The 21,827-nt window shown below is 64.9% G+C and carries 24 protein-coding genes, 1 tRNA gene and 2 pseudogenes; all 27 read right to left on the reverse strand.

Features of this window, described 5'->3' with window-relative positions; all coding sequences use genetic code 11:
* Positions 1-41: 41 nt before the first annotated feature.
* The 27 genes and pseudogenes from GobsT_RS36750 to rplV all read right to left on the reverse strand — a co-directional run bounded on the left by GobsT_RS36750 (position 42) and on the right by rplV (position 21,753).
* On the reverse strand, positions 42-1,700 hold the full coding sequence (locus GobsT_RS36750; protein WP_010041909.1) for a PfaD family polyunsaturated fatty acid/polyketide biosynthesis protein: 1,659 nt from the start codon (positions 1,698-1,700) through the stop codon (positions 42-44).
* 274 nt (positions 1,701-1,974) lie between these two features.
* On the reverse strand, positions 1,975-2,814 hold the full coding sequence (locus GobsT_RS36755; RefSeq protein WP_010041908.1) for a TIGR02996 domain-containing protein: 840 nt from the start codon (positions 2,812-2,814) through the stop codon (positions 1,975-1,977).
* Entirely contained in the window at positions 2,811-5,162 is a 2,352-nt protein-coding gene (locus GobsT_RS36760) for a tetratricopeptide repeat protein (protein ID WP_010041907.1), read from the reverse strand. The genes GobsT_RS36755 and GobsT_RS36760 overlap by 4 nt, the downstream gene beginning before the upstream one ends.
* 192 nt (positions 5,163-5,354) lie before the next feature.
* The gene (gene rplQ / locus GobsT_RS36765) at positions 5,355-5,921 is read right to left on the reverse strand and encodes a 50S ribosomal protein L17 (RefSeq protein WP_010041906.1); all 567 of its coding nucleotides are present in this window, start codon (positions 5,919-5,921) and stop codon (positions 5,355-5,357) included.
* Positions 5,922-6,079: 158 nt separating this feature from the next.
* Positions 6,080-7,090, reverse strand: coding sequence for a DNA-directed RNA polymerase subunit alpha (locus GobsT_RS36770; RefSeq protein ID WP_010041904.1), 1,011 nt, complete (start codon positions 7,088-7,090; stop codon positions 6,080-6,082).
* A gap of 221 nt (positions 7,091-7,311) precedes the next feature.
* Positions 7,312-7,950, reverse strand: a complete 639-nt coding sequence (gene rpsD, locus GobsT_RS36775; RefSeq protein WP_029601282.1) for a 30S ribosomal protein S4 — start codon at positions 7,948-7,950, stop codon at positions 7,312-7,314.
* Between the two features lie 208 nt (positions 7,951-8,158).
* The gene (gene rpsK / locus GobsT_RS36780; RefSeq protein ID WP_010049780.1) at positions 8,159-8,539 is read right to left on the reverse strand and encodes a 30S ribosomal protein S11; all 381 of its coding nucleotides are present in this window, start codon (positions 8,537-8,539) and stop codon (positions 8,159-8,161) included.
* Between the two features lie 115 nt (positions 8,540-8,654).
* Positions 8,655-9,038, reverse strand: coding sequence for a 30S ribosomal protein S13 (gene rpsM, locus GobsT_RS36785; RefSeq protein WP_010049778.1), 384 nt, complete (start codon positions 9,036-9,038; stop codon positions 8,655-8,657).
* Between the two features lie 97 nt (positions 9,039-9,135).
* Positions 9,136-9,249: a 50S ribosomal protein L36 gene (rpmJ, locus tag GobsT_RS36790; protein ID WP_010049776.1), complete on the reverse strand. Its 114-nt coding sequence runs from the start codon at positions 9,247-9,249 to the stop codon at positions 9,136-9,138.
* A gap of 136 nt (positions 9,250-9,385) precedes the next feature.
* Positions 9,386-10,231, reverse strand: a complete 846-nt coding sequence (map, locus tag GobsT_RS36795; RefSeq protein WP_010049773.1) for a type I methionyl aminopeptidase — start codon at positions 10,229-10,231, stop codon at positions 9,386-9,388.
* A gap of 101 nt (positions 10,232-10,332) precedes the next feature.
* Positions 10,333-10,404, reverse strand: a tRNA-Ile gene (locus tag GobsT_RS36800).
* A gap of 33 nt (positions 10,405-10,437) precedes the next feature.
* Complete coding sequence (locus GobsT_RS36805) at positions 10,438-11,142, reverse strand: adenylate kinase family protein (protein WP_010049770.1); 705 nt, start codon at positions 11,140-11,142, stop codon at positions 10,438-10,440.
* 1,033 nt (positions 11,143-12,175) lie between these two features.
* On the reverse strand, positions 12,176-13,579 hold the full coding sequence (secY, locus tag GobsT_RS36810; protein ID WP_029601281.1) for a preprotein translocase subunit SecY: 1,404 nt from the start codon (positions 13,577-13,579) through the stop codon (positions 12,176-12,178).
* Between the two features lie 258 nt (positions 13,580-13,837).
* Positions 13,838-14,380: a 50S ribosomal protein L15 gene (gene rplO, locus GobsT_RS36815; protein WP_010043934.1), complete on the reverse strand. Its 543-nt coding sequence runs from the start codon at positions 14,378-14,380 to the stop codon at positions 13,838-13,840.
* Positions 14,380-14,895: a 30S ribosomal protein S5 gene (rpsE, locus tag GobsT_RS36820; protein WP_010043935.1), complete on the reverse strand. Its 516-nt coding sequence runs from the start codon at positions 14,893-14,895 to the stop codon at positions 14,380-14,382. The genes rplO and rpsE overlap by 1 nt, the downstream gene beginning before the upstream one ends.
* A gap of 279 nt (positions 14,896-15,174) precedes the next feature.
* A pseudogene (gene rplR / locus GobsT_RS36825) lies at positions 15,175-15,528 on the reverse strand (50S ribosomal protein L18); the annotation flags it as partial.
* 110 nt (positions 15,529-15,638) lie between these two features.
* Positions 15,639-16,184: a 50S ribosomal protein L6 gene (gene rplF / locus GobsT_RS36830; RefSeq protein WP_010043937.1), complete on the reverse strand. Its 546-nt coding sequence runs from the start codon at positions 16,182-16,184 to the stop codon at positions 15,639-15,641.
* Between the two features lie 144 nt (positions 16,185-16,328).
* Complete coding sequence (gene rpsH / locus GobsT_RS36835) at positions 16,329-16,787, reverse strand: 30S ribosomal protein S8 (RefSeq protein WP_010043939.1); 459 nt, start codon at positions 16,785-16,787, stop codon at positions 16,329-16,331.
* A 24-nt stretch (positions 16,788-16,811) separates the two neighbouring features.
* A pseudogene (locus tag GobsT_RS41400) lies at positions 16,812-16,937 on the reverse strand (30S ribosomal protein S14); the annotation flags it as partial.
* Positions 16,938-17,234: 297 nt separating this feature from the next.
* On the reverse strand, positions 17,235-17,810 hold the full coding sequence (gene rplE / locus GobsT_RS36845; RefSeq protein ID WP_033198904.1) for a 50S ribosomal protein L5: 576 nt from the start codon (positions 17,808-17,810) through the stop codon (positions 17,235-17,237).
* Between the two features lie 147 nt (positions 17,811-17,957).
* Positions 17,958-18,305: a 50S ribosomal protein L24 gene (gene rplX, locus GobsT_RS36850; protein WP_010043945.1), complete on the reverse strand. Its 348-nt coding sequence runs from the start codon at positions 18,303-18,305 to the stop codon at positions 17,958-17,960.
* Between the two features lie 106 nt (positions 18,306-18,411).
* Positions 18,412-18,777: a 50S ribosomal protein L14 gene (gene rplN / locus GobsT_RS36855; protein WP_010043947.1), complete on the reverse strand. Its 366-nt coding sequence runs from the start codon at positions 18,775-18,777 to the stop codon at positions 18,412-18,414.
* A gap of 93 nt (positions 18,778-18,870) precedes the next feature.
* Positions 18,871-19,242: a 30S ribosomal protein S17 gene (gene rpsQ / locus GobsT_RS36860; protein ID WP_010043951.1), complete on the reverse strand. Its 372-nt coding sequence runs from the start codon at positions 19,240-19,242 to the stop codon at positions 18,871-18,873.
* On the reverse strand, positions 19,242-19,709 hold the full coding sequence (rpmC, locus tag GobsT_RS36865) for a 50S ribosomal protein L29 (RefSeq protein ID WP_010043953.1): 468 nt from the start codon (positions 19,707-19,709) through the stop codon (positions 19,242-19,244). The genes rpsQ and rpmC overlap by 1 nt, the downstream gene beginning before the upstream one ends.
* A 110-nt stretch (positions 19,710-19,819) precedes the next feature.
* Positions 19,820-20,278 carry a 50S ribosomal protein L16 gene (gene rplP / locus GobsT_RS36870; RefSeq protein WP_010043955.1) on the reverse strand — a complete coding sequence of 153 codons (459 nt, stop codon included), beginning with the start codon at positions 20,276-20,278 and terminating at the stop codon, positions 19,820-19,822.
* Between the two features lie 146 nt (positions 20,279-20,424).
* Positions 20,425-21,198, reverse strand: coding sequence for a 30S ribosomal protein S3 (rpsC, locus tag GobsT_RS36875; RefSeq protein WP_010043958.1), 774 nt, complete (start codon positions 21,196-21,198; stop codon positions 20,425-20,427).
* Positions 21,199-21,306: 108 nt separating this feature from the next.
* Positions 21,307-21,753 carry a 50S ribosomal protein L22 gene (rplV, locus tag GobsT_RS36880; RefSeq protein WP_238323571.1) on the reverse strand — a complete coding sequence of 149 codons (447 nt, stop codon included), beginning with the start codon at positions 21,751-21,753 and terminating at the stop codon, positions 21,307-21,309.
* Positions 21,754-21,827 lie beyond the last annotated feature (74 nt).

Consider the following 21,827-nt stretch of genomic DNA (forward strand, 5'->3'; position numbering starts at 1 on the left):
GGCGTTCGGGCGCCGCTCGGTTGGCCCGAGCCGTCGCGAGTTTACGACATCCGCTGGGCGAGTTCGTCCGTTGCGAGCGGGGCGAGCGGGAAGCACACGTCCGGCAGGTTCACGCCCTGCTGACGCAGGGCCGCCCGCCGGGACACCACGCACGCGCCGTACAAGAGGTTCAGGGCCACCCCAACGACCGTCCGGTTTTGCGGTGCTTCGAGGTGCGAGCCCTTCGCCCACTCGTTGAACGCCCCCATCGCGGGGCCGCACCACACCTGGTAATCGATCTGGCGGCCCGGCTCGCCCGCGTTCGCCCACCGGCTGGAGAGCCCCAGATACCAGCGGAACACCAGCGCCATGCGGTGCCGCGGGTCGGCCTCGGCCCGTTGGAGCTGCCCCGGCTCCCGTTTGGCCCAGAACTCGCGAGTCAGATCCCAGATGTTCTGGAACGACGACCGGAACAAGTTCTTCTCGATCTGGACGCGCTCCGCCTCCGGGATCGCTTCCCAACTGGCGCACGTGCGGTACAGCTCGTAGAGCTTCTGGGCGCGCATCGCGAACATGGTCCCGCGTTTGAGCACCTGGAGCTTCACGCCCAACTCGAACATGTCCGCGGCGGGGGCCATGATTACGTCCGCCTGGCCGGCTTCGGCGAGCATCTTTCGCACGGTGTCCGAGCTGCCGGACTCGACGCACGCTTGGTTCACACTACCGGTAACGATGTAAGCCGCGCCCATCGCGAACGCGCCCGCGGCGCTCGCGGGGGTTGCGATCCCGCCTGCCAATCCTACGCGCGGCGGGGCGTCATAGCGGAACTGAGTCTGCAACCGATCGCGCAGCGCGAGAATGGTTGGCAAAAGTGTGATCGCCGGGCGGTTGTCCGTGTGCCCGCCGGAATCCGCCTCGACCGTGACATCGTCGGCAACCGGGAATTTCGCCGCGAGCGCCGCCTGCCGTTCGGTGACGTGTCCCGCGGCCACCAGCTCACGCAGCATTTTATCGGGCGGCGGGGACAGGAATTTGGTCGCCACCTCGACCCGGGACACCTTCGCTACGATCCGGTTCAGCGGGATCACGAGCCCGCCCACGCCGCCGCGGAACCCGGCGACGCGGTATCTTACGATCGCGGGTGTCAAGTCCAGGTATGCGCTCGCCTCGACGTGCGTCACGCCTTTGCTGAGAAGGAGTTCCGCCGTGGCCATTTCGTGCGCCGGTTCGCCCGGGCTGTGAATCAGGTTCACGCAGTACGGGGCGTCGCCCAGGTTCGCCTTAAGCCGATCAACCGCAGCACTGATGCGCTCCAGCGACTGGCCCGCGGCGCCGAAGCTCCCCAGCATTCCGGCCTTGCTGATCGCCTCGACGATCTCGCACGAGGCGATGCCGTTGGCCATCGCCCCGGTCATGTACGGGTACTTAAGCCCGTGCTCTTGCAGGAAGGTGGGATCGCCGAGTTGTTCCGGCGGCAGCGGGGGCAAGTACGCAACCACTTCCCGAGCACCGGCCGGGGGTTGGTTGGTGGGGGAAGCTAGGCAGACTACGCCACCCGACGCGACCTGGAGTTCGTCGCGTTCGCGTAGCACCACAACCGGCGTGCGGAGCGCGCCGAGCGCGGTCCGGAACTCCTCGGACGAGCCGGATGGGAGGGTCCCATCGGGAGCCCAGTACCCGATTGCGGTTGGGCGGTTCGTCGGACCGGCCGAGTGGGTCATCGGGTGCGAGTGTGCAGTGGTAGCGGCAAACGGTACAGCTTATGGGATATGGGTTTTCGCCCGCCGCGAACAGTCATAACGGTGTCCGGGGTTGTAACCCCGGATTTCACCGGGACGTGCATTCCGCTCGATCTTTATCGTGAACGACCAACAGCCGAGATGTTGAGGTACAAGCAACCCGCTTCCAGCACCGTAACCGATAGACCCGCGCCGCGTATTCTTCCCTTGCCTGCAGCGACAGCGTCAAACTCGCCCCATTCAACCCAATTGCTCATCAAAACTGGCTGCGAGCACCGAATCGTCTCGCCAGTCGCCGGAGACCGGCGGAGCCGAAGTTTATCCCGTGCAAGACGAGGGCTTCGAGCTGATCGGCCGGAGCGCTCACGAGGTGATCCGCGCTCGCCGCGGTCAAGTCGTTGTGCGCAAGGTTCAGGCGTTTCAAACGCCGCCAGAGCGGGGACGATACGAGGCACTCGACCCCGGCGTCGCTGATCTCGTTGCCCGGAACCTCAAGATGAGCGAGGTTACTCAGCGCATCGGAGTCGGCGAGCGCACCCAGCCCGGCATCACCAATGCGGTTCCCGCCCATCGTCCAGTCGAGCGTTTCGAGCCGTTCGAGGTGCGGGCATCTCGCGAGCGCCCGTGCGGCGTTCACTCCGGGCGAGTTGACGGCGATCGAAGTCACGCAGACCAGTTCGGGGCGCACAATGAACCGCGCGAACCAAGTGGCGGTCAGGTGCCGGATGCTGACCTGGGGGCGCGGGCACAACCGCGCGAACTCGCCGGGCTGCTGAACGAACTGAAGGGCCGTGACTTGGAGTTTGCTCAGGAAGCCGCGGTCGAAGGTGATATCCGGGGCGGTGAGGTCGCGCCCCAACGGGCCGGGAATCAAATCGCGCCGGTGGTTCTTGATCAAGAACTGCACTCGTTCCGCGCGCTTCCGCCGATCCGCGCCGGGCAATTCGGCGGTCTGCTCCCACCCGCACTGGAGGCGAATGAACTCGGCCCGGATTGGCCGGTCGTGTTCGTCGAGCCAATCGGCGTAGGCGAGGCGCGGGGTGTCCTCGCTCGGATGCGCTGCGATAGCGGCCAGCAGTGCGTCCTCGTCGCTCATGGGCGCTCATGCGCCTCTTTCGGGAGCTTCGGAGCGGGGTATTTGGCCCGCAGGTCGGCCCACTGTTCCTGACCAATGGCTGTGCGGAAATCTTCGTCCGAGTAGAACCACAGGCTAGCGCCGCCCCGTATCGCTTCCGCAATGAGCCGCTCCAGCTCGGTCCGGTTCCCGGCGGTCGCCGCGACCGCGGCGCGAAGGGGGTTCGATACCGGCTGCTCCCCGAACTCCGCGAGCACGGCGCCCGCGGCCTCCGGCTCGGAGCGGAGCACCCCGCGCAGGTACTCGTCACGGGCCGTCCAGCGGTTTGCCGCCTTATCGTCGGACTCCCGCAAGAATTTTTTAAACAGCACCGCCGCGGCGGCGTACTCGCGGGCGCGGAACTTGAGATGCGCCTGCCAGTACACGCACTGAATGTCGTTCGGCTCGCGCTTGCGGTGTGCCACCAGCAGTTTCTTCAGCCCGTCGAGATCGTCACATCTGTCGTACAGCCCGGCCAGTTGCTGAAACACGGGCGCGATTGGTTCGACCTTTTCATGCGCCTCCAGACCGCGTTTCGCCCGGAACAGGCACTCCACTTGGCGCCAGCGGAACCCGGCTCGTTCGTCGAACTCGTCGCGTTCCGGGTCCGCATTTACCGGAGGCAATTTGGCCGCTCCCGCCGCAAACGCCGCAGCCGCTCGGTCGTATTCTTCCTCGTGTTGGAACACGGCGCCCTCAAAATACAACAGCCACGGGTCGGCCGGGACACGACGGCGGTGCGCCGCGATCAGCTCCCGCAGTTCCGGCAGTTCGTCCTCGGGCTCCTCCGCGTCCGACACCGTGTCGTCGAGGTCATTGGCAAGAATGCGGAACGCCTGGGCGGCGTACTCGGCCGGCACGACGGCGTAGGCCTCCCGCCCCTTCTTCGCCCGACACATTGCGTGGAGGTATGCCTCCAGCACCTGGGGCCGAGCCGCCTCGATCTTCAGCCCGCGCTCGAGCAGCGCGCGAGCAGCATCAAACCGACCGGCGATCACCTGTCGGCGCACGTCCGCGGACAGCCCCCGCGGCTCGTCCGGTCGCGCCTTGCGCAGCCCGTCCAGCAACGCGTCGGCAGCGAGACCGTTATCGTCGTCAGCAATCTCGGGCCGCACCGCGTCGTACAGGCGGCCGGGGTCCGCGGCACGGCCCAGCCGGTCACCAAGTTCCGACCGGTTCTTCGGCTCCAGCACCCGGCCCAGCGCGACCAGCGGGTCGGGTGCGTCGGGGTCCAGGTCGTTCGCCCGCCGGTACGCGGCCCGAGCTTCGTCCAACCGATTCAGCTCCTCAAGTGCGGACCCGCGGGTCAGTTCCGCCTCGTCGTCGGGGCCGAGTTGGGCGATGTACGCGTCCGCGGCCGCGAGCGCTTTGGCGTGCTCGCCAGACTGGAGGTAACAGTTCGCACGCATCAGGTGCGTCAGCGGCGCGTCCGGCTCCACCCGTTCCACTTGGTCCAGGAAAGCAAGCGCCTCGTTCGGCTCACCCCGGGCGAGGTGAATTCCGGCCCGGAGCAGATACACAACCGCGGCGATCGGGTCCGGCAGATCGGCCGGCCGGCACCCGGCCAGCGCCGCCTCGGCGCTGGCGTAGTCTTGCCGGGCGATCGCGGCCTGCGTGGCACGGATCGCGAGCAGCGCCTTTTGCAGTGCCGGCAGCCGAGCCAGCATGTCTGGAGTCAGCAACGCCCCCATCAGGTGCGTCGCACGCAGCCCTTGGTCCAGGTCCTCGAAATCGAACACCCGCCACCCGCCGGGCCGCCGCACCAGCCACCAACGCACCTTGAGTTTCACCCGGCCGAGCGCCGTAGAGTCGTTGACGTGGCTGGCGATCACCACCGCCTCGTTGCGGTCTGCCGACCACCGTACCCGGCGCACGTTGGTGCTCTGCCAGCGGAATAACGGATTGAACACGGCCCGCGCGCCGGCGTTTTGCATCCCGCGAATGAACCGCTCGCGATCGGCACGTCCGGGTTTCAAGCCGAACCGGTCGAACCGCCCGGTTCGCACTAGTTCCTCGAACAGCCGTTCGGGGTCGAACTGCTGGAACAGCGCGGGGCCGTCCTCTTTTTCGAGGATCTTCGTGAGGTTGGCGAACAGCGCCGCGAACTCGGCGGCCTCTTCGGGGGTGGGCGACTTCGGGTCGGCAAACGCCGCCGCGGCCTCCGCTCGCCCGGCCTCGCGCTCGCTCGCCTGGGCTTGCTCGGCGCGCAAGCGGGCAGCCGCCCCGCGGCGTTCCACGACCACTTTCACCGTCACAACGAGGCCGGTCAGTGCCAGAACGCACACGAAGAACACTCCGAACACGATCGCTGCGGTGGCACGATTGCTCATGAGAAGCCACTTATGGTCCCGCGGGCCGGCCGGTCGGAGCGAACGGGCCGACGGTCGCTGCGGCTGCCCATTCTAACCGCTAACGCACATTTATACATGGGCGTTTTGGCGAAACTTGTGGTTCGGCGTGAGCCAAAAACGAGCGAGCCTCGCGACACGTGGTCGCGAGGCTCGCTCGTTTCGTGTACCAGTTTAGCTGGCGGGTGTTTCGGTCGGAGCGGGCGTCTCCGCAACCACCGGGGCAGGCGCCGGGGCGACCGGGGCCGGCCCCTTCTTCTGAACCTTCGTCTCACCGGACTTCAGGAACTCAATGACCGCGGTCGCGCCGCCGTCGCCGAGCCGCCGGTAGTGCTGCTTCAGAATGCGGGTGTACCCACCCGAGCGATCGGAGAACCGCGGCCCGATTTCGCGGAACAGCTTCTTCAGCACCGTGTCCCCGGTGCTCTCGTCCTTCTTGTCCCAGATCTCGGTGCCGTGCGTCGGGCCGAGCAGGGCCATCGCCTGCCGGCGGTAGTGCAGGGCCTTAATGCGAGCCGTCTTCTCTTCGGCCTCGCCCTTGCCAGCCGCGGCGGCGATGGCGGCATTCGCCTTTTTGGCCAGGGTGACGATCTTCTCGACGAACGGCCGCAGTTCTTTAGCCTTCGGCAGCGTGGTGACGATCCGCTCGTGCGTGATCAGCGCGCGGGTCAGGTTGCGGAACAGGCTGCGCCGGTGGGCGGCGTTGCGGTTCAGGTGACGACCGCGCTTACGGTGACGCATGGCTCATCCTCAAATCAAAAGAGGTTAGAAAACAGAGGTCAGAAGCAAGAACCCCACCCCGTGCCAAGGAAGGTGGAGGTGACGAAACCGAGGCCGGCATTAGCTCCCGGCCTCCGGTCCACTGACCTCTCGGATCAAACGTGCGGCATCAGCCGCGGTTACGACCGGCGCGGCGGCAGACGCATTCCGAGCGCCAGCCCCCGCTCTTCCAGCTTCGACTTCACTTCTCGGAGCGTCGTTTCGCCGAAGTTCCGTACTTCGAGCAACTCCTCGGACGTCCGAATCACGAGATCGCGAACGGTCTGGATGCCTTCGGTTTCGAGGCAGTTGGTCGCCCGCACCGACAGGTCGAGTTCCGCAAGGCTCATGTTGAGCTTGCGCTCGAGCTCGGCGTCCTGTTGGTCGCGCACCGACGCGTTCGGCCCGATCTCGATGGGGCCGTCGTCCAGTTGCAGTTCCGGCCCCGGCTCCGTGTACTGCACGAACGGGTTCAGGTGCTTGCGGAGGATCTTCGCCGCCTCGACGATCGCCATTTGCGGAGCGAGCGTGCCGTTGGTCCAGATCTCCATCACGAGCCGGTCGTAGTTCGTCTTCTGACCGACGCGGGTCTCTTCGATGTCGTACTTCACCCGCACGACCGGCGAGAAGCTCGAATCGACCGGGATCACCCCGACCTCGCGGTCCTTGCCGGCGTTGTCGTCGGCCGTGCGATACCCGCGGCCGTTTTCGACCGTCATTTCCATCACGAACGGCACGTCGCTCGTGAGGGTCGCGATGTGGTGCTCGGGGTTGATGATCTGGATCGTTTCGTCGTGCTGCACGTCCACGCCGCGGACGGCGCCGGCTTCGTGCTTCTGGATGCGAATCGTCTTCGGCTGGTCAGAAAGGTTCTTAACGACCAAACTCTTGACGTTCAGGATGATGTCCGTGACGTCTTCAACCACGCCGGTGATGGTCGAGATCTCGTGCTGTACGCCCTGGATCTTGACCCGCGTGATCGCGCTGCCTTCCAGCGACGACAGCAGGATGCGACGGAGGCTGTTGCCGATCGTCATCCCGAAGCCCTTCTCGAAGGGCTCGGCGTAGAACTTGCCGTAGGTGTCCGAAAGGTTGGAGCGGTCGGCCTGAACCCGGTTCGGCAACTCCAGCCCACGCCAGCGAACGCGCATTCTCAATTCTCCTGCCGTCGGCTTTCCGCTACCCCACCTGCGACCGAGCGGGGAGCGAACCAAACGGCGACCTGTCGAACAAGACCGGCGATCGCGGCCGGAAAGTTGAAGAGTATTCACCGCAGAGGGCACGAGAGAGCGCAGAGAGAAAACACTGTTCTGAACTTTTGTTTCCTCTCTGCGTCCTCTCGCGCCCTCTGCGGTGAATACTGTATCCGCCACTATCGGGTAGCGATTTCGATGATCAACTGCTCGCGGATGTCGGTAATCCGCTCGTCCACGTCCTGCCGGGTCGGGGTGCGGTTCATGCGCCCTTCAGGCTGGTCCTGTGTGCCGGTCAGTTCGAGAAAATCGGGGATGCGAACGGTCCCCTTCGCCAGGGTGTCGCGGGCCATTTTCAGGCTGCTGTCCCGGGTCTTCACCTTGATGACATCGCCGGGCTTGACCAGCATGCTCGCGATGTCGCACTTCACCCCGTTCACCAGAATGTGTCCGTGGGACACCATCTGGCGCGCGCTGGTGCGGTTCACGGCAAAGCCGAGCCGGTGGACAACGTTGTCCAGTCGGCGCTCCAGGATCGACAGCAGTTGCTCGCCGGTGTTCCCGACGGCCTTCGTCGCGAGGCCGTAGTAGCGGCGGAACTGGGCCTCGAGCACCCCGTAGAACCGCTTGAGCTTCTGCTTCTCGCGGAGCCGGATGCCGTACTCGGAGGTCTTGCTGCGGCGCAGCCCGTGCATACCGGGCGGCGGCTTTTGCTTGTCGATCGGGCACTTCGGCCCGAAGCACCGGTCGCCTTTGAGGTACAGCTTCATCTGGTCCCGCCTGCACATCTTGCAGACGGGATCGGTGTTACGTGCCATGTCGCCTGTGAGGGCTCGAACCAGGGGTCAAGGTGGCCCCGCAAAGCGGGACCGGTTTCGGTGACCGTCCTCGGCTGTCAGTCGCACGCCCGGCGAACCCCAGAGTCGGAACAGGCGTCGTGCTAACAACAGTGTGGTCAGCGGGGGTTGCCGGAGCAACACCCCACTGACCGCAGGTGGCTGATCACATCTTGTCGGTTTTGAACGGTTAGACGCGGCGCTTCTTGGGCGGACGGCAGCCGTTGTGCGGGAGCGGGGTCACGTCTTCGATGGCCTTGACGTTGAGGCCCGACGCCTGAAGGGCGGTGATCGCGGATTCGCGGCCGGCGCCCGGCCCCTTCACCCGCACCTCGACCTCCTTGACGCCGAACTTGGACGCCTTGGAGGCGCACTCTTCGGCCGCCCGCTGCGCCGCGAACGGCGTGCTCTTGCGGCTGCCCTTGAACCCGACCGCCCCGCCCGACGAGTGGCACAGCGTGTCGCCGTTCGTGTCGGTGATGGTGACGATCGTGTTGTTGAACGTGCTCTGCACGTGGGCGACGCCGCGGCTTACGTTACGCCGTGTCTTCTTCTTCTTGCTCTTCGCCATGTTCGTGGTGTTCGGTGGTTGGTGTTCAGTGTTTAGTGCCGACCCGTTCGGTCATGGTGTTTCGCCACAGTTCGCGAACCGTGTTCAACTCAACACGAAACACCAAACACTAACGTTACCGCATGTCCTTGACGCCCTTCTTGCCGGCGACCGTCTTGCGAATGCCCTTGCGGGTACGGGCGTTCGTCTTCGACCGCTGGCCGCGCACCGGCAGGTTCTTCCGGTGCCGCTCGCCGCGGTAGCACTTGATTTCCTTCAGCCGCGCGATGTTGGAGCCTTCCACGCGGCGGAGCGGCCCTTCGACGAGGTACTCCTTGTCGAGGAGCACCGCGATCTCGGCGATCTCCTTGTCGTTCAGCTCTTTGGCCCGCCGCTGCGGGTCGAGGTTGAGCTTCTCGCACACTTCCAGCGCCGTGGTCGGCCCGAGCCCGCGGATGTACCGCAGTGAGATGTGGGTCGGCTTGTCCGGCGGGATGTCAACGCCTTGAATACGGGGCATATCAGCTACCAGAGGTCAGAGAACAAAGGACAGAGGACAGCGAGCAAAGACCAGAGTCGGTTCCGACCTCTGTCTTCTGGCGTCTGTCTTCTGGTGGTCAACCTTGCCGTTGCTTGTGCCGGGGGTCTTCGCAGATCACGCGAACGACGCCCTTGCGCTTGATCATCTTGCACTTGTCGCAGATCCGCCGCACGCTCGCACGCACCTTCATGGGGCACCCATTCGCCAGACGACCTGTTGCCACAACGACTGGCGCCGCGGCCGTTTCAAATTCCGAAAGCCCGCACACGCCGGGTAAACCTTCAATCTACCCGGGCTTGAAAAACCGACAAGGCCGCACCGCCAAATTATTGAGCCGGCGCCGGAGCGGCCGGAACCGTTTGCGGTTCGTCGTCGAACGCGCCTTCATCGGCGGTGATGACGACCACCCCGCTCGCCGTGAGCGCGAGCGTGTGCTCCACGTGAACGCTCGCCAACCGGTCCCGTGTCACCACGGTCCACTGGTCGCCGAGCGTGTCCACTTCCGCCCGCCGCATGTTCACCATCGGCTCAACGGCCAGTGTCAGCCCCGGCTCGAGTTTGAAGTCGGATTTGCGGGTCTCGCGGTCAACGTAGTTGGGCACCTGCGGGTTCTCGTGCATGATCCGCCCGATGCCGTGACCCACGTACGATGTCACGACACTGAACCCGGCCTGCTCGACGTGCCGCTGCATCTCGCTCGCGACCTGGCTCCACCACTTCCGCTTCGGCAGAAGGTCGATCGCGATCTGGAGCGTCTCCTCACCGACCTTCAGGAGCCGGGCCTTCTCGGCCGACACCGGCCCGATCGGAATGGTGATCGCGCGGTCCGCGCACCAGCCGTTCAGCTTGCACGCGGTATCGACCTTCAGCAGGTCGCCCTCTTTCAGCACCCGCTGACCGGGGACGCCGTGAACCACCTGCTCGTTCACGCTCAGGCACGTGACCGCGGGGAACGGCGTTTTCCCGGGGTAGCCCTTGAACAGCGGGATCGCGTTGTGTTTGGCGTAAAACGCCTCAACCGCCTGATCCATTTCGATCGTCTTGACGCCGGGCTTCGCCATCTCGCGACAAATGCGGAGCGCGCGGGCGACGAGTTTCCCGGCCTCGCGCATGAGCGCGATCTCGCGGGCGGATTTCAGTTCCGGCGGCCGGTTCGCGTTGGGTCGGATCATCGGGTAGCGCGGGGGTGGCGGAATTCGGAACACGGGTTCAAAACAACGGCGACAACGATTTCCTTGCGGGAGCCGAGTTCCGCGGCCGCGTCACGGCCGAGTCCTCCCGGCGGGAGTCGAACCCGCGACAGCCGATTTATAAGATCGGCACTCTGCCGCTGAGTTACGGGAGGCGCGTGAACCGCTCCGACATATGCCATCGCGTATCACGGCGCCCTCCCTTCTGCGGTTAGAACCGCGTTCCCGGTTTCGTCCGGCCGGCGTACCAGCAGCGCCGCCAGCACGTCGGCGAAAATCTTCTCCGGACCCTGCGTCGCGTCGATGTCGTCCACCAGCCCTTGCCGCCGGTAATGTTCTAGCAACAGGTCCGTGTTTTTGTGGAACTCGCCGAGCCGCCGCCGGACCGTTTCTTCTTTGTCGTCGTCGCGAAGAACCAGTTCCGCCCCGCACACGGTACAAACGCCCGGGACTTTTGGCGGTTGCGCGGTCACGTGAAAGCACACGCCGCACGCCCCGTTCGAGCAGCACCGCCGCCCGCTGATCCGCCGAACGACCTCGTCGTCGTCGATGCGCAGGTTCACAACGGCATCGACCCGCAGGAACTCCTGTCTCAGCAACGCGTCGAAGGCGACCGCCTGGGAATAGGTCCGCGGGTAGCCGTCCATCACGAACCGCTCGGGCCGGCTCTTACCACGGAACAGTTCGGCGACCACCTCGTTCACGACCGTGTCCGGCGCCAACAGTCCCTGTCTGATCAGCGGCCCGACGATCCGGCCCGTCTCGGTGTTCCGTCTGATCGCGTCGCGGAACATTGCGCCGGTGCCAATGACGGTCAGTCCGAACCGCTTGACGAGCCGGTCGGCCTGCGTGCCCTTGCCGCTGCCCGGGGGTCCGACGAGCACCAATCGCATGAACCGTCACCTTCAAATGTCCGCCGCCGCCGAGCGGGCCTGACGACACCTGCGAACCGAGTTCACCGGGTGGGCTTGGCGGACACCAATCCTTCATAACCACTGTATTGTTGTCTGCGTCACAGGCATCAGCAAGAGGATCGCGAAAATCCCCCCCCGTGCCGACTACTTGCACAACTCCCGTGTTTACACCTTGTGGTAGTTCCAGCAGTTCGATTTTCTCCGCTTTCGTACCAAATGGAACTACCAGCAAAGAGTTCCTGTTCGTGAAGCGAAACGAGCCGCGCCAGCATCAACAACCCCAAACGATGACAAAACAATACTTTACGCCCCAATCTACTGCCGCGAGCGTTCACAATACCAGCGGACGTCTGCAACTCGTATTCGGTTTCATGCCGGTGGTGCGTGGGTAGCGACCGCCCAGCTCCGGACCAGTCTGACGCCAGCAAATGTCCAGCCGCCACCCCATGCGTCTCAGTCGGCTGGGGACCCACAGCCTCAATACGCGGCTCACGTTCCAGCAGCGATCGAGTTGTCTCTGCGGCCAGGATGCCACAGCCCCAAATGAGGCCAGCAGTTGACTCCCCCGAAAGAGAGGGGAACGCCTCACCAAACAACAAGCCAGATGAGCCAGTGTCTCATGAGCGACGGCTCTACTCACACTCCGAGTTGCCGCTACCCTCACAAATGGCACGCGAGCAGTTCCGTGTTTCACGTCGGGCCATTTCAGTGCCGTCCGCTGACGCAGACGCTTCGACCGGAGCCGGAATTACCGATTGAACGGTTTGGGTCAGCGGGTCAAGTTAAATCCAGCCGCTTCAAGTTCGCGCGGCTTTGGTAATCGGCTGTGAGATCTGAGATGCCACCCGCCCGCATCAGCAGGCGGGTGGCGCACACGATTGACGAACTTGAAACTACTGGAATCCGAATCCGTGGCACGGTGAAGCACAGAACCGATCTTGAAATGGCACGACGGCAAAAAGCTCTCGCCTTTTGCCGTCGCAGTTCCGACTTTACCGGCGTTGCGGCGAAATCACGATTCGTCGGTCAGCCCGGGGTAGTTCCGCATGACGAGGTGACTGTTGATCTTCTGCACCAGGTCGAGCGCCACGCTGATCACGATAAGCAGGCCCGTACCGCCGAAGTAACTCGCGACCACCAGCGGAACGCCCATCTCGTTCGAGATCACGTTGGGGATGATCGCGATGATCGCGAGGAACGCCGCCCCCACGAACGTCACCCGCATCAGCACCCGTTCGAGGTAGTCCGCGGTCTTCTTGCCCGGCCGGTAACCGGGGATGAAGCTGCCGTGGTCCTTCAGGTTGTCGGCGATCTCCTTCGGGTTGAAGGTGATCGCCACCCAGAAGTACGTGAACACGTAGATCATCACCACGTAGCCGAAGTTGTACATCCAGCCGCTGTGGTTGTTGAACACGCTCGACAGCGTGCCCGCCCAGCCGATCGAGCTGTCGGAGAAGCTGTAGATCGCGTTGAACAACAGGCCCGGGACGATGAGCAGGGTGCTCGCGAAGATCACGGGCATCACACCGGCCGCGTTCACCTTCATCGGCAGGAACTGGCGCGTGCCGCCGTACACCCGTCGGCCGCGGACGTGCTTCGCGCTCTGGGTCGGGATGCGGCGCTGGGCCTTCGTCATCGCGATCACGCCGACGACCACCACGACGAACAGGAACGCGAGAACGATCAGTTTCTCGAACGTGATGTCGGTCCCGGCCCCGCCGAGTGTGAACACCGAGTCCTTGATCTTGCCCGTGGAGGAGTCGATCAGGAGCATGTTGACCGCGTCCGGGATGCGGGACACGATCCCGGCCATGATGATGAGCGAGATGCCGTTGCCGATGCCGTACTCGTCGATCTGCTCGCCGAGCCACATCAGGAACACGGTACCTACGGTCAGCGTGACAACGGCCGTGAAGCCGAACCACCACAGGTCAAAGCCGGCGTTGTACCCGTCGGGCGCGAGCCCCATCCCGCTACCGTCACTGGCCTCGGGCTTCATGACGGCCTGCACGACCATGACCGCCTGCACGATGCAAATGGGCACCGTGAGATAGCGGGTCAGTTCGTTCAGCTTCTTGCGACCGCTCTCGCCCTCCTTGCGGAGCTTCTCCAGCGACGGCACCACCCCGCTCGACAGGAGCTGGATGATGATCGACGCCGAGATGTACGGCATGATGCCGAGCGAGAAGATGCAAGCGTTCGAGAGGTTACCGCCGGAGAACAGCGACACGAACCCGAGCACCTGTCCCAGCGCGCCACGCTGCGCCTGCGACATCTTCTCGGCCATCTTCGCCTGGTCGATCATGGGCAGCGGGACGTAGTACCCGATGCGGTAGACCGCCAAGAAGATGAGGGTGATGAAGATCTTCTTCCGGAGTTCCGGGATCTTGAAGACCGTGAGGAGCTGTTCGGGCACCAAGCCCAGGACGCTGGCCGCGGCGCCGAACAGGATCAGCGTCCACCCGAGCCAGGACAGGGTCGGCCCGCCGTACGAAAACGTGGCCACCCCGCCGATGAGCGTGCCGACACCGGCGACGAGGCTGATGGAGCGCCAATTCATGGGTAATCCTTTCACTCAGGCGGGCGGGGGCGTGAGCCCCCTGTTAAACGTCCGTGCGGCTCGACGCGCTGGAGTTTAACAAGGGGCTCACGCCCCCGCCCGCCAAGTCGTTCCTCACGCCTTCGGCTTCTTCGCGGCCTTGGCCGCTTCCAGCGCCTTCTTCTTCGACCCCATCTTGTTGCGGACCGGCTTCTTCGGCGCCGGGATCAGGTCGCAGGTACCGCCCGCCTTCTCGATCGCGGCCTTGGCGGCGGCGGAGAAGTGGTCGGCCCGGACGGTCAGCTTCTTGGTCAGCTTGTCCGCCCCTTCGCCGAGGATGCGGAGGTGGTCGAAGGTGCCGACCACGAGCCGCCGCCCCTTCAGCGCGGCCACGTCAACGGTGCTGTTCGCGTCAAACGCTTCGAGGTCACCGACGTTGACGACCGCCGCGGTCTTGTCCCAGGTCGCGTGGCTGAAGCCGCGCTTCGGGAACCGGCGGTACAGCGGCATCTGACCGCCTTCGAACAGCCCGCTCGGGAGCCGGGCGCCGGCGCTGGCGTACTGGCCCTTGTGACCGAGGCCGCACGTCTTGCCGTGCCCGGAACCGATCCCGCGGCCGACGCGGCGCTTCAGGCGACGCTTCTGGATACCGGGGGAGCAAACGGTTGAGAGATCCATTAGAGTTGTACCCCCCGCAGGCGCGCCACGTCTTCTTTCGTCCGGAGTTGGGCCAGCCCGTTGAGGGTGGCCTTCACGAGGTTCAGCGGGTTGGTGCTGCCGTGAACCTTGGTGAGGATGTTCGAGATGCCGCACGCCTGCAGCACCTCACGAACCCCCGGACCGGCCTTCACACCGGTGCCCGGGCCAGCGGGCACCAGGATGACGCGGCTCGCGCCGTACTTGCCGATCACGCGGTGCGGAATGGTGCTGCCGCGAACGGACACCTTCTTCGACCGGCCGACGTTGCCTTCGCCTTCCTTGATGGCCTTCTCGACGGCCGGCGGCACTTCGTTGGCCTTGCCGTAACCGTAAGAGACCTTCCCGCGCCGGTCGCCGACGACCACCAGCGCGTTAAAGCTGAACCGGCGCCCGCCCTTCACCACGCAGGCGGACCGGCGGATCTTCACGACGAAATCGACCAACGCGTTGTCACGCGAGTCGGTCTCGCCCCTGTCTCGTCGCTCGCGCGCCATATATGTCCCTCGTTGGGGGACTGGACGCCCCCCGCTGGAAATATCGCCTGTTGTATTCAGAACCGCGGTTTCGGTGGCGAAAAGTCCGGGGGCGAACGGAGCGAACCGGTCCGGCCCGCTCAACCTCACCCGCCAACCGCTGCTTTACTTCTTGGGCTTGCCTTCGCCCTTCGGTTTGCCTTCGCCCTTCGCCTTGGCGGGCTTCGCAGCCGCCGGCGCCGGTGCCGCGGCGGGCTTCGCGGCGGCCTTCGCCTTCACCGCCTCAACGTCCGTGCAAACCAGGCCGGCTTCGGTCGCGGCCACGGCCAGAGCCGCGATCCGCCCGTGGAACCGGAACTGTCCGCGGTCGAACGAGGCGACGGTGATGCCCTTGGCCTTGGCGGCCTCGGCGAGCTTGCGCCCGACTTCCGTCGCGGCGGACACGTTCGCGCCGTGCTTCAGCCCCGAGTTTTTGCCCTGGCTGGTGGCGGCGGCGAGCGTGACGCCGTTCAGGTCGTCGATCAACTGAGCCGAGATGTGCAGGTTGCTCCGGCTCACGCTCAACCGCGGCTTCGCGGGCGTGCCGTAGATCGCCTTGCGGACGCGGTACTTGCGCCGCTCGGCCTGCTTCCGCTTGAGTTTCTGAGTGTTCATGACTGCAACAGTGTGAGTGTGAGTGCGTGTGTGAGTAAGTAACAACCGGTCGGAGCGTCGCGGCGCGGGCGTGAGCGGTCGTCCCGCCCGCGCCCCTACTCGCACTCACACTACTTCCCGGCCGCGAAGGACTTGCCTTCCTTACGGCGGACGACTTCGTTCTCGTAACGGACGCCCTTACCCTTGTACGGCTCCGGCTTGCGGCTCGCACGGATCTCGGCGGCGAACTGGCCGACCATCTGCTTGTCCGCGCCGCTCACCACAATCGTGGTGGGGTCGGGGACCGCGACGGTGATGCCCACCGGCGGCAGGTGGACGATGCGGTTGGCGTAGCCGACAGTCAGTTCCACGCCTTTGTCTTTTGCGGCAGCCTGGAACCCGACGCCTTCCACCTTGAGCTTCTTCTCGTAGCCCTTGGTGACGCCGACGACCATGTTGTTGATGAGCGCGCGGGTGAGACCGTGCAGCGCCCGGTTCTGCCGGTCGTCGTTCGGGCGGGCGACCGTGATGGCCTTCCCGTCCGACTCGATCTTCATGTTCTGGTGCGCGGTGAGTTCGAGTTTGCCCTTCGGCCCCTCGACCTTGACGCTCGTCCCGGCGATCGTCACCTTCACCCCGGCGGGGAGGGCGATCGGCTGCTTACCAATACGCGACATTGTTCACTTCTCCTGGCTTCGCCGGACGCGGGGTCCGAATCGCGGCCTTGAATTCGCAACGATAGTTCGTGTCCGATGCTGAACTGTTCGGCGTGCCGATCAATCCGAACGGCGCGCACGTGGCCAACACCAAACGTCAACAACTCACCACACCGTGCACAGGATCTCGCCGCCGACCTTTTTCTGCTTGGCCTGGCGGTCGGACATCACGCCCTGGCTGGTCGAAAGGATCGCGATGCCGAGGCCGTCGAGCACGCGCTTCACGTCCTTGTAGCCCTGGTACACGCGGCGGCCCGGCTTCGAGTACCGCTCGATGTGCCGGATCACCTTTTCGCCGTCCGGGCCGTACTTCAGGAACACCTGGAGCACGACGTGCGGCTCGCCGAGTTGCTCGACGTCCTGAAAGACCTTCTGCTTCCCGCCGTCTTCGGTCTCGGTGTCGACGTGCTTGCCGGTGCGGTACCCGAGGATGAAACCCTCTTCGAGCAGCACCTTGGCGAGCGCGACCTTCAGCTTCGTGGCCGGCATTTCGACGAGCGGCCGCTCGATGCTGTTGGCGTTGCGGATGCGGGTCAGCATGTCCGCGATCGGGTCGGTCATCATGGCTGTGTTCCTCCCCTCTCGTGGTTACCAGGACGCCTTGCGCACGCCGGGGATGAGCCCGTCGCTGGCAAGCTTACGGAAGCAAATGCGGCAGCAGCCGAACTTGCGGTACACCGCGCGGGAGCGGCCGCAGAGCTGGCAGCGGCGCACGATCTTCACGAGCACGCGCCCGGGAAGAACCTTCTTCAGGTCGCGCTGGGCCTCCGGCTTTTTCAGCTCGGCCTTGTGCTTCGCAACCGCCACCAATTGGCGGCGGTGCTTCGCTTCTTTCGCGTTGGTTGACATCGCGTTGGTTTCTCGGTGCGGCGTTCCGCCTCGGGACCGGGGTTACACACCCCGGGGAGTCGGCCGTTCCACATACTTTTAAGGTAAAGTAGAAAGCGAAAGCCGAATCACCAAGTGACACAATGTGCCACCCGATCCCGACGTTCGCCTTTTACTTTTGATTTACTTGCTCTCGTCACGGAACGGCATGCCGAACTGGCGGAGCAATTCGCGGGCCTCGTCGTCGTTCTTGGTTGTGGTGACGAAGGTGATGTCCATCCCCTGGGTGAACGTCACCTTGTCCGGATCAATTTCGGGGAACACGAGCTGTTCCGTGAGCCCCATGCTGTAGTTGCCGTTCCCGTCGAAGCTCTTCGGGTTGATCCCGCGGAAGTCGCGGATACGGGGCAGGGCGAGGTTGATCAGGCGGTCCAGGAACTCGAACATCCGCTTGCCGCGGAGCGTGACCCGACAGCCGATCTCGTACCCCTCGCGGAGCCGGAAGCCGCTGACCGCCATCCGGGCCTTCGTGATCTGCGGGCGTTGGCCCGCGATCAGGGCCAGTTGTTCGGCCGCGATCTTCATCTTTTCCTTGTCCTGCAGCGCCTTACCGACGCCCATGTTCAGGACGATCTTCGAGAGCTTCGGGAGGCTCAACCGGTTCTCGCGGCCGAACTTCTTCGACAGTACCGGGACGATCTCCTTGTTGTACTTCTCAAGGAGGCGAGCGGTCACAGGGGCAGCAGTCGCGGTAGCCATCGTGAATCAAACCTCGTGCGACCTAATTGCGAGCCCATGCCAACGGGCTCGGTACGGGTCGGTGGTAATGGTCGTTAATCGAAAGGGCCGGTGGCCGGCGTGAGGAGCCACACCGTCGCACAGACAACGCACCGCGTCGGTCGCCGATTACGGCTTCGCGGCGGCGACCCGCGGCTTCTTCAGCACGCGGAGGCGTGTCTTGCTCTTTTTGGCGTACAGCTCTTTCGTGCCGTCCGGCAGCGAGCGAACGCCGACGCGGGTCGGGACGTTCAGCACCGGGTCGATGAGCATGACGTTCGAGACGTTGACCGGCATCTCCTTCGAGAGCCGGCCGCCCTGCGGGTTCTTGCGCGACGGCTTCAGGTGCCGGTACACGCGGTTCACGCCCTCGACGACCACCTTGTTCTCGGCGCGGAGCACGCGGATCACCTTGCCGCGGGTGCCCTTGTCGTCGCCGGCGATCACCTGAACAACGTCGTTCTTGCAGATGTACATAGCCGTGTTTCGTGTTTGGTGCCTGGTATCTTGTGTTCGGCGTCTCGTGTCACGTGCTGCGACTGCGTCCAGCGGGGCACAGGGCACCAAACACTCAACACGCTCCTCAAACGACCTCAGCCGCGAGGCTGAGGATCTTGTTGAACTTGGCCCGCAGCTCGCGGGGCACGGCCCCGAAGATGCGAGTGCCGCGCGGGTTGTTGTCGTTGTCCAACAGCACCAGCGCGTTGCGGTCGAAGCGGACGTAGCTGCCGTCCTCGCGGCGGGTCGCGACGCGGGTCCGGACCACGACGCCCTTGATCACGTCGCCCTGCTTCACGTCGCCGCCCGGCAGGGCCTTCTTCACGCTCGCACGCACGATGTCGCCCAGGTACGCGACGCGGCGCTTGCTGCCGCCGAGCACCTGGATGCACATCACTTCTTTCGCCCCGGTGTTGTCGGCAACATCGAGGTAGGTATACATCTGGATCATTGGCTCACCAGTGCGGAATGCGGAACGTGGAATGCGGAACGAAACCGAAGCGGGGCGTCAACACCGTGCTCCGAATTCCGCACCCCGCATTACTCACTTCTTCTCGTCTTTGCCCTTCGCCCCGGTGGGCACCGCGTCGGTCCCGGCGACCGCACCCTCGAGGTTCGAGAGGGTCCGGCTCGGCGCCCGCTTGACGACCTTTACCAGGGTCCACCGCTTCAGCTTCGACAGCGGGCGGCTCTCCTGGATCTCGATCGTATCGCCCAGGTGCGAATCGTTGTTCTCGTCGTGCACGTAGCACACGGTGCGGCGCTTCACGAACTTGCCGTACTTCGGGTGCCGCACGAGGCGCTCGACCTCGACCCGGCGGGTCTTGGCGGTCTTGTCCCGGGTCACAACGCCTTCGAGAATCCGGCGACCGGTCGTCTTGGCGGGAGCGGTCGCGGGCGTGTTCGGTTCGGCCATTACTTACCACTCCCCTTCGGGGCGTTCTTCTTGTTCGGGGCGCTGTCTTTCTTGCCCTCGGGCTTTGCGGCAACAGCAGGTGCCGCAACGGGGGCAGGGGCCGGCGCCACGGGCGGGGCGACGGGCAGCGTACCGCCCTTCGCAACATAGAACCGCTTCAGCCGGGCGACCTGGCGGTGCGCGATGCGCTTGCCCGGCAGCCCTTCCGCTTCCTTCTTCTGGAGCGAAACGATGCGGGTCGCGAGTTGCTCCGGCGGCAGGCCGCCGAGCTTCGCCAGCTCCTTCTCGCGCTGGAGGGTGCGGATGCGGGCGATGTCGCGCCGCGCCTTCCGGATCTCCGACGGCGTCTCCAGGCGGTCCGTGGCCGACTGGAAGCGGAGCTGGAACAGGTGCTTTTCGGTATCCTTCAGGGCGAGCGACAACTGGTCGTCGCTCATGCCCCGGAACTCTTTCATGCGGTTCGGCATCGTCTCACCAATTCGGAATGCGGAATTCGGAACGCGGAACGGAAGGCGGCGGAACACTGGGCGTTCGGCTCGGTGTCTCGCGCTCCGAAATCCGCATCCCGCATTCGACCTTAGACGTTGGGCCGCCGGGTCACGAAGCGGCACTTAAACGGCATCTTGTAGGCCACGCGGGCGAGGCAGTCTTTCGCCACGCTCTCGGCCACGCCGCCCAACTCGAACAGGATCTGGCCGGAGCGGACGACCGCGGCCCAGTACTCGGGCTCGCCCTTGCCCTTACCCATCCGGGTTTCGGCCGGGATCGAGGTGATCGGCTTGTGCGGGAACACCCGCATGTAGTAACGGCCTTCGCCCGACACGAACCGCGTCATGGTCACGCGGGCGCTTTCAATGCACTCGGCCGACAGCCAGCCGCCCTCGAGCGACTGGAGGCCGAAATCGCCATACGCAACGTAGTTGCCGCGGTGGGCGTTGCCCTTGATCGGCCCGTTGTACTTCCGGCGGGTCGTGCGCCCGCGGACGACGCCGCGCTGCGCCTTGCGGAACTTGACCCGTTTGGGCATCTGTGGCATCGCCGCTCTCCCTCACACACAAGAGAGGTCAGAGGTCAGAAGGCAGAGGGCCAGAAGTTCCCGGCCACGCTCCGCCCACAGCGCTCTTTCCGACCTCAGGCCTCTGATCGCTGACTTCCAGCAGTTGCAATCGGAATCCGCAGCCTTTAGCGAGGACCGCCGCCGCCACCGTCCCCCCGCCCACCGCGACGGGGCCGCCGCCGCTGCTGCTGGCCCGCACCGGCTTCGGTCGTATCGGCAATGTCACCGGTCAGGTAGTCGCCCTGGTTCACCCAGGCCTTGATACCGATGTTGCCCTGCGGCGTGACGGCCTCAGCGAACCCGTACTCGACCTTCACCCGCAGCGTCGACAGCGGGATGGAGCCTTCCATCCCCTTCTCGCAGCGGGCCATTTCGGCGCCGCCGAGGCGGCCCGACAGTTGGAGCTTCACGCCCTTCGCGCCGCCTTCCATCGCCCGCTGCATGGCCTGCTTCATCGTGCGACGGAAGCTCGCCCGCTTTTCGAGCTGCTCCGCGATGTCTTCCGCGATGAGCTGGGCGTCGATCTCCGGCCGGGTCACCTCGACGGTCTTCACCTCGATGTGCCGCCGGGTGAGCTTCTCGAGCGCTTTGGTCAGCTTCTCGATCTTCTCGCCCTTCTTGCCGATGATCGCACCGACCCGGCTGGACGCGACCACGACGGTCACCCGCTCCCGGGTCCGCTCGATGCGGATGTCGGCGATGGCGGGCCGCTGCTCTTTGCGGTCCTTCTTGTTCGTCAGGTACTTCTGGATGAACGCGCGGATGGCGACGTCTTCCAGCAGCAGGTCCGCGAACGAGTTGCCGTCGGCGGCCGGGGAGTTCTTGGGCGCGTACCACGTACTCCGCCACGGCCGCATGATGCCGGTCCGGAACCCCGTCGGTCGAACTTTCTGGCCCATATCAAAAACCCCGGTGTCTTCCTATCTTTCGCCGACCGCACGACGCCTGGAGTGTAACAGGCGAGGGGCCGGACCGGCCGGCCCCCAGCACTACGCTTTTTGCACCGCTCACGCCGTCGGAGCAACGGTCTCGGCTGGCGTCGTCGCAGCGGACGGAGCCGGAACAGGCTCGCTTGCCGCCGGATCGGACAGCGTCACGTGAATGTGCGACATCCGTCGCAGGATACCGAACGCGGTGCCACGAGCGCGGGGCTGGATCCGCTTGAACGTCGGCGCGCCGTCGACGCGGCACTCCGAAACGATCAGGCTGTCCGGGTCCGGACACTCGCGGTCGTCGGCGTTGCCGTACGCGCTCTTCACAACGGCCAGGAGCAACTTCGCTCCGCGGTTGTGGTAGAAGGTCAGCAGTTGGAGCGCCTCGTCCACGTTCTTACCGCGGATCAGGTCGGCGAAGAGCCGAATCTTACGCGGGCCGACGTCGGCGAACCGGTGAATCGCTTTGTAGTCCATAGCAATCAGTGGCCAGTGTGCCGTCGGCAGTGCTGTTCGCGACATCGGGTGCCGTTGTCACCACGCGACAACGTCTCGGTCGGTCGGCACTGCCCACTGCCCACCAACCACTGCCCACT

Origin of the sequence: Gemmata obscuriglobus, from assembly GCF_008065095.1 — a bacterium.
In the GTDB taxonomy this organism is placed as follows: Bacteria; Planctomycetota; Planctomycetia; order Gemmatales; family Gemmataceae; genus Gemmata; species Gemmata obscuriglobus.

What these genes read in the sequence shown, in the direction of transcription:
- GobsT_RS36760 (WP_010041907.1), bottom strand. Translation starts at nt 5,162, where the DNA reads ATGAGCAATCGTGCCACCGCAGCGATCGTGTTCGGAGTGTTCTTCGTG.
- rplP (WP_010043955.1), bottom strand. Translation starts at nt 20,278, where the DNA reads ATGCCACAGATGCCCAAACGGGTCAAGTTCCGCAAGGCGCAGCGCGGC.
- rplX (WP_010043945.1), bottom strand. Translation starts at nt 18,305, where the DNA reads ATGTACATCTGCAAGAACGACGTTGTTCAGGTGATCGCCGGCGACGAC.
- rplO (WP_010043934.1), bottom strand. Translation starts at nt 14,380, where the DNA reads ATGGATCTCTCAACCGTTTGCTCCCCCGGTATCCAGAAGCGTCGCCTG.
- rpsK (WP_010049780.1), bottom strand. Translation starts at nt 8,539, where the DNA reads ATGGCGAAGAGCAAGAAGAAGAAGACACGGCGTAACGTAAGCCGCGGC.
- GobsT_RS36755 (WP_010041908.1), bottom strand. Translation starts at nt 2,814, where the DNA reads ATGAGCGACGAGGACGCACTGCTGGCCGCTATCGCAGCGCATCCGAGC.
- rplF (WP_010043937.1), bottom strand. Translation starts at nt 16,184, where the DNA reads ATGTCGCGTATTGGTAAGCAGCCGATCGCCCTCCCCGCCGGGGTGAAG.
- rpsE (WP_010043935.1), bottom strand. Translation starts at nt 14,895, where the DNA reads ATGGCGCGCGAGCGACGAGACAGGGGCGAGACCGACTCGCGTGACAAC.
- rpsC (WP_010043958.1), bottom strand. Translation starts at nt 21,198, where the DNA reads ATGGGCCAGAAAGTTCGACCGACGGGGTTCCGGACCGGCATCATGCGG.
- rpsH (WP_010043939.1), bottom strand. Translation starts at nt 16,787, where the DNA reads ATGATGACCGACCCGATCGCGGACATGCTGACCCGCATCCGCAACGCC.
- rpsM (WP_010049778.1), bottom strand. Translation starts at nt 9,038, where the DNA reads ATGCCCCGTATTCAAGGCGTTGACATCCCGCCGGACAAGCCGACCCAC.
- map (WP_010049773.1), bottom strand. Translation starts at nt 10,231, where the DNA reads ATGATCCGACCCAACGCGAACCGGCCGCCGGAACTGAAATCCGCCCGC.
- rpsQ (WP_010043951.1), bottom strand. Translation starts at nt 19,242, where the DNA reads ATGGCCGAACCGAACACGCCCGCGACCGCTCCCGCCAAGACGACCGGT.
- rpmJ (WP_010049776.1), bottom strand. Translation starts at nt 9,249, where the DNA reads ATGAAGGTGCGTGCGAGCGTGCGGCGGATCTGCGACAAGTGCAAGATG.
- rplV (WP_238323571.1), bottom strand. Translation starts at nt 21,753, where the DNA reads ATGTCGCGAACAGCACTGCCGACGGCACACTGGCCACTGATTGCTATG.
- rpmC (WP_010043953.1), bottom strand. Translation starts at nt 19,709, where the DNA reads ATGCCGAACCGCATGAAAGAGTTCCGGGGCATGAGCGACGACCAGTTG.
- rplN (WP_010043947.1), bottom strand. Translation starts at nt 18,777, where the DNA reads ATGATCCAGATGTATACCTACCTCGATGTTGCCGACAACACCGGGGCG.
- GobsT_RS36805 (WP_010049770.1), bottom strand. Translation starts at nt 11,142, where the DNA reads ATGCGATTGGTGCTCGTCGGACCCCCGGGCAGCGGCAAGGGCACGCAG.
- GobsT_RS36770 (WP_010041904.1), bottom strand. Translation starts at nt 7,090, where the DNA reads ATGCGCGTTCGCTGGCGTGGGCTGGAGTTGCCGAACCGGGTTCAGGCC.
- rplQ (WP_010041906.1), bottom strand. Translation starts at nt 5,921, where the DNA reads ATGCGTCACCGTAAGCGCGGTCGTCACCTGAACCGCAACGCCGCCCAC.
- rpsD (WP_029601282.1), bottom strand. Translation starts at nt 7,950, where the DNA reads ATGGCACGTAACACCGATCCCGTCTGCAAGATGTGCAGGCGGGACCAG.
- rplE (WP_033198904.1), bottom strand. Translation starts at nt 17,810, where the DNA reads ATGGCTACCGCGACTGCTGCCCCTGTGACCGCTCGCCTCCTTGAGAAG.
- GobsT_RS36750 (WP_010041909.1), bottom strand. Translation starts at nt 1,700, where the DNA reads ATGACCCACTCGGCCGGTCCGACGAACCGCCCAACCGCAATCGGGTAC.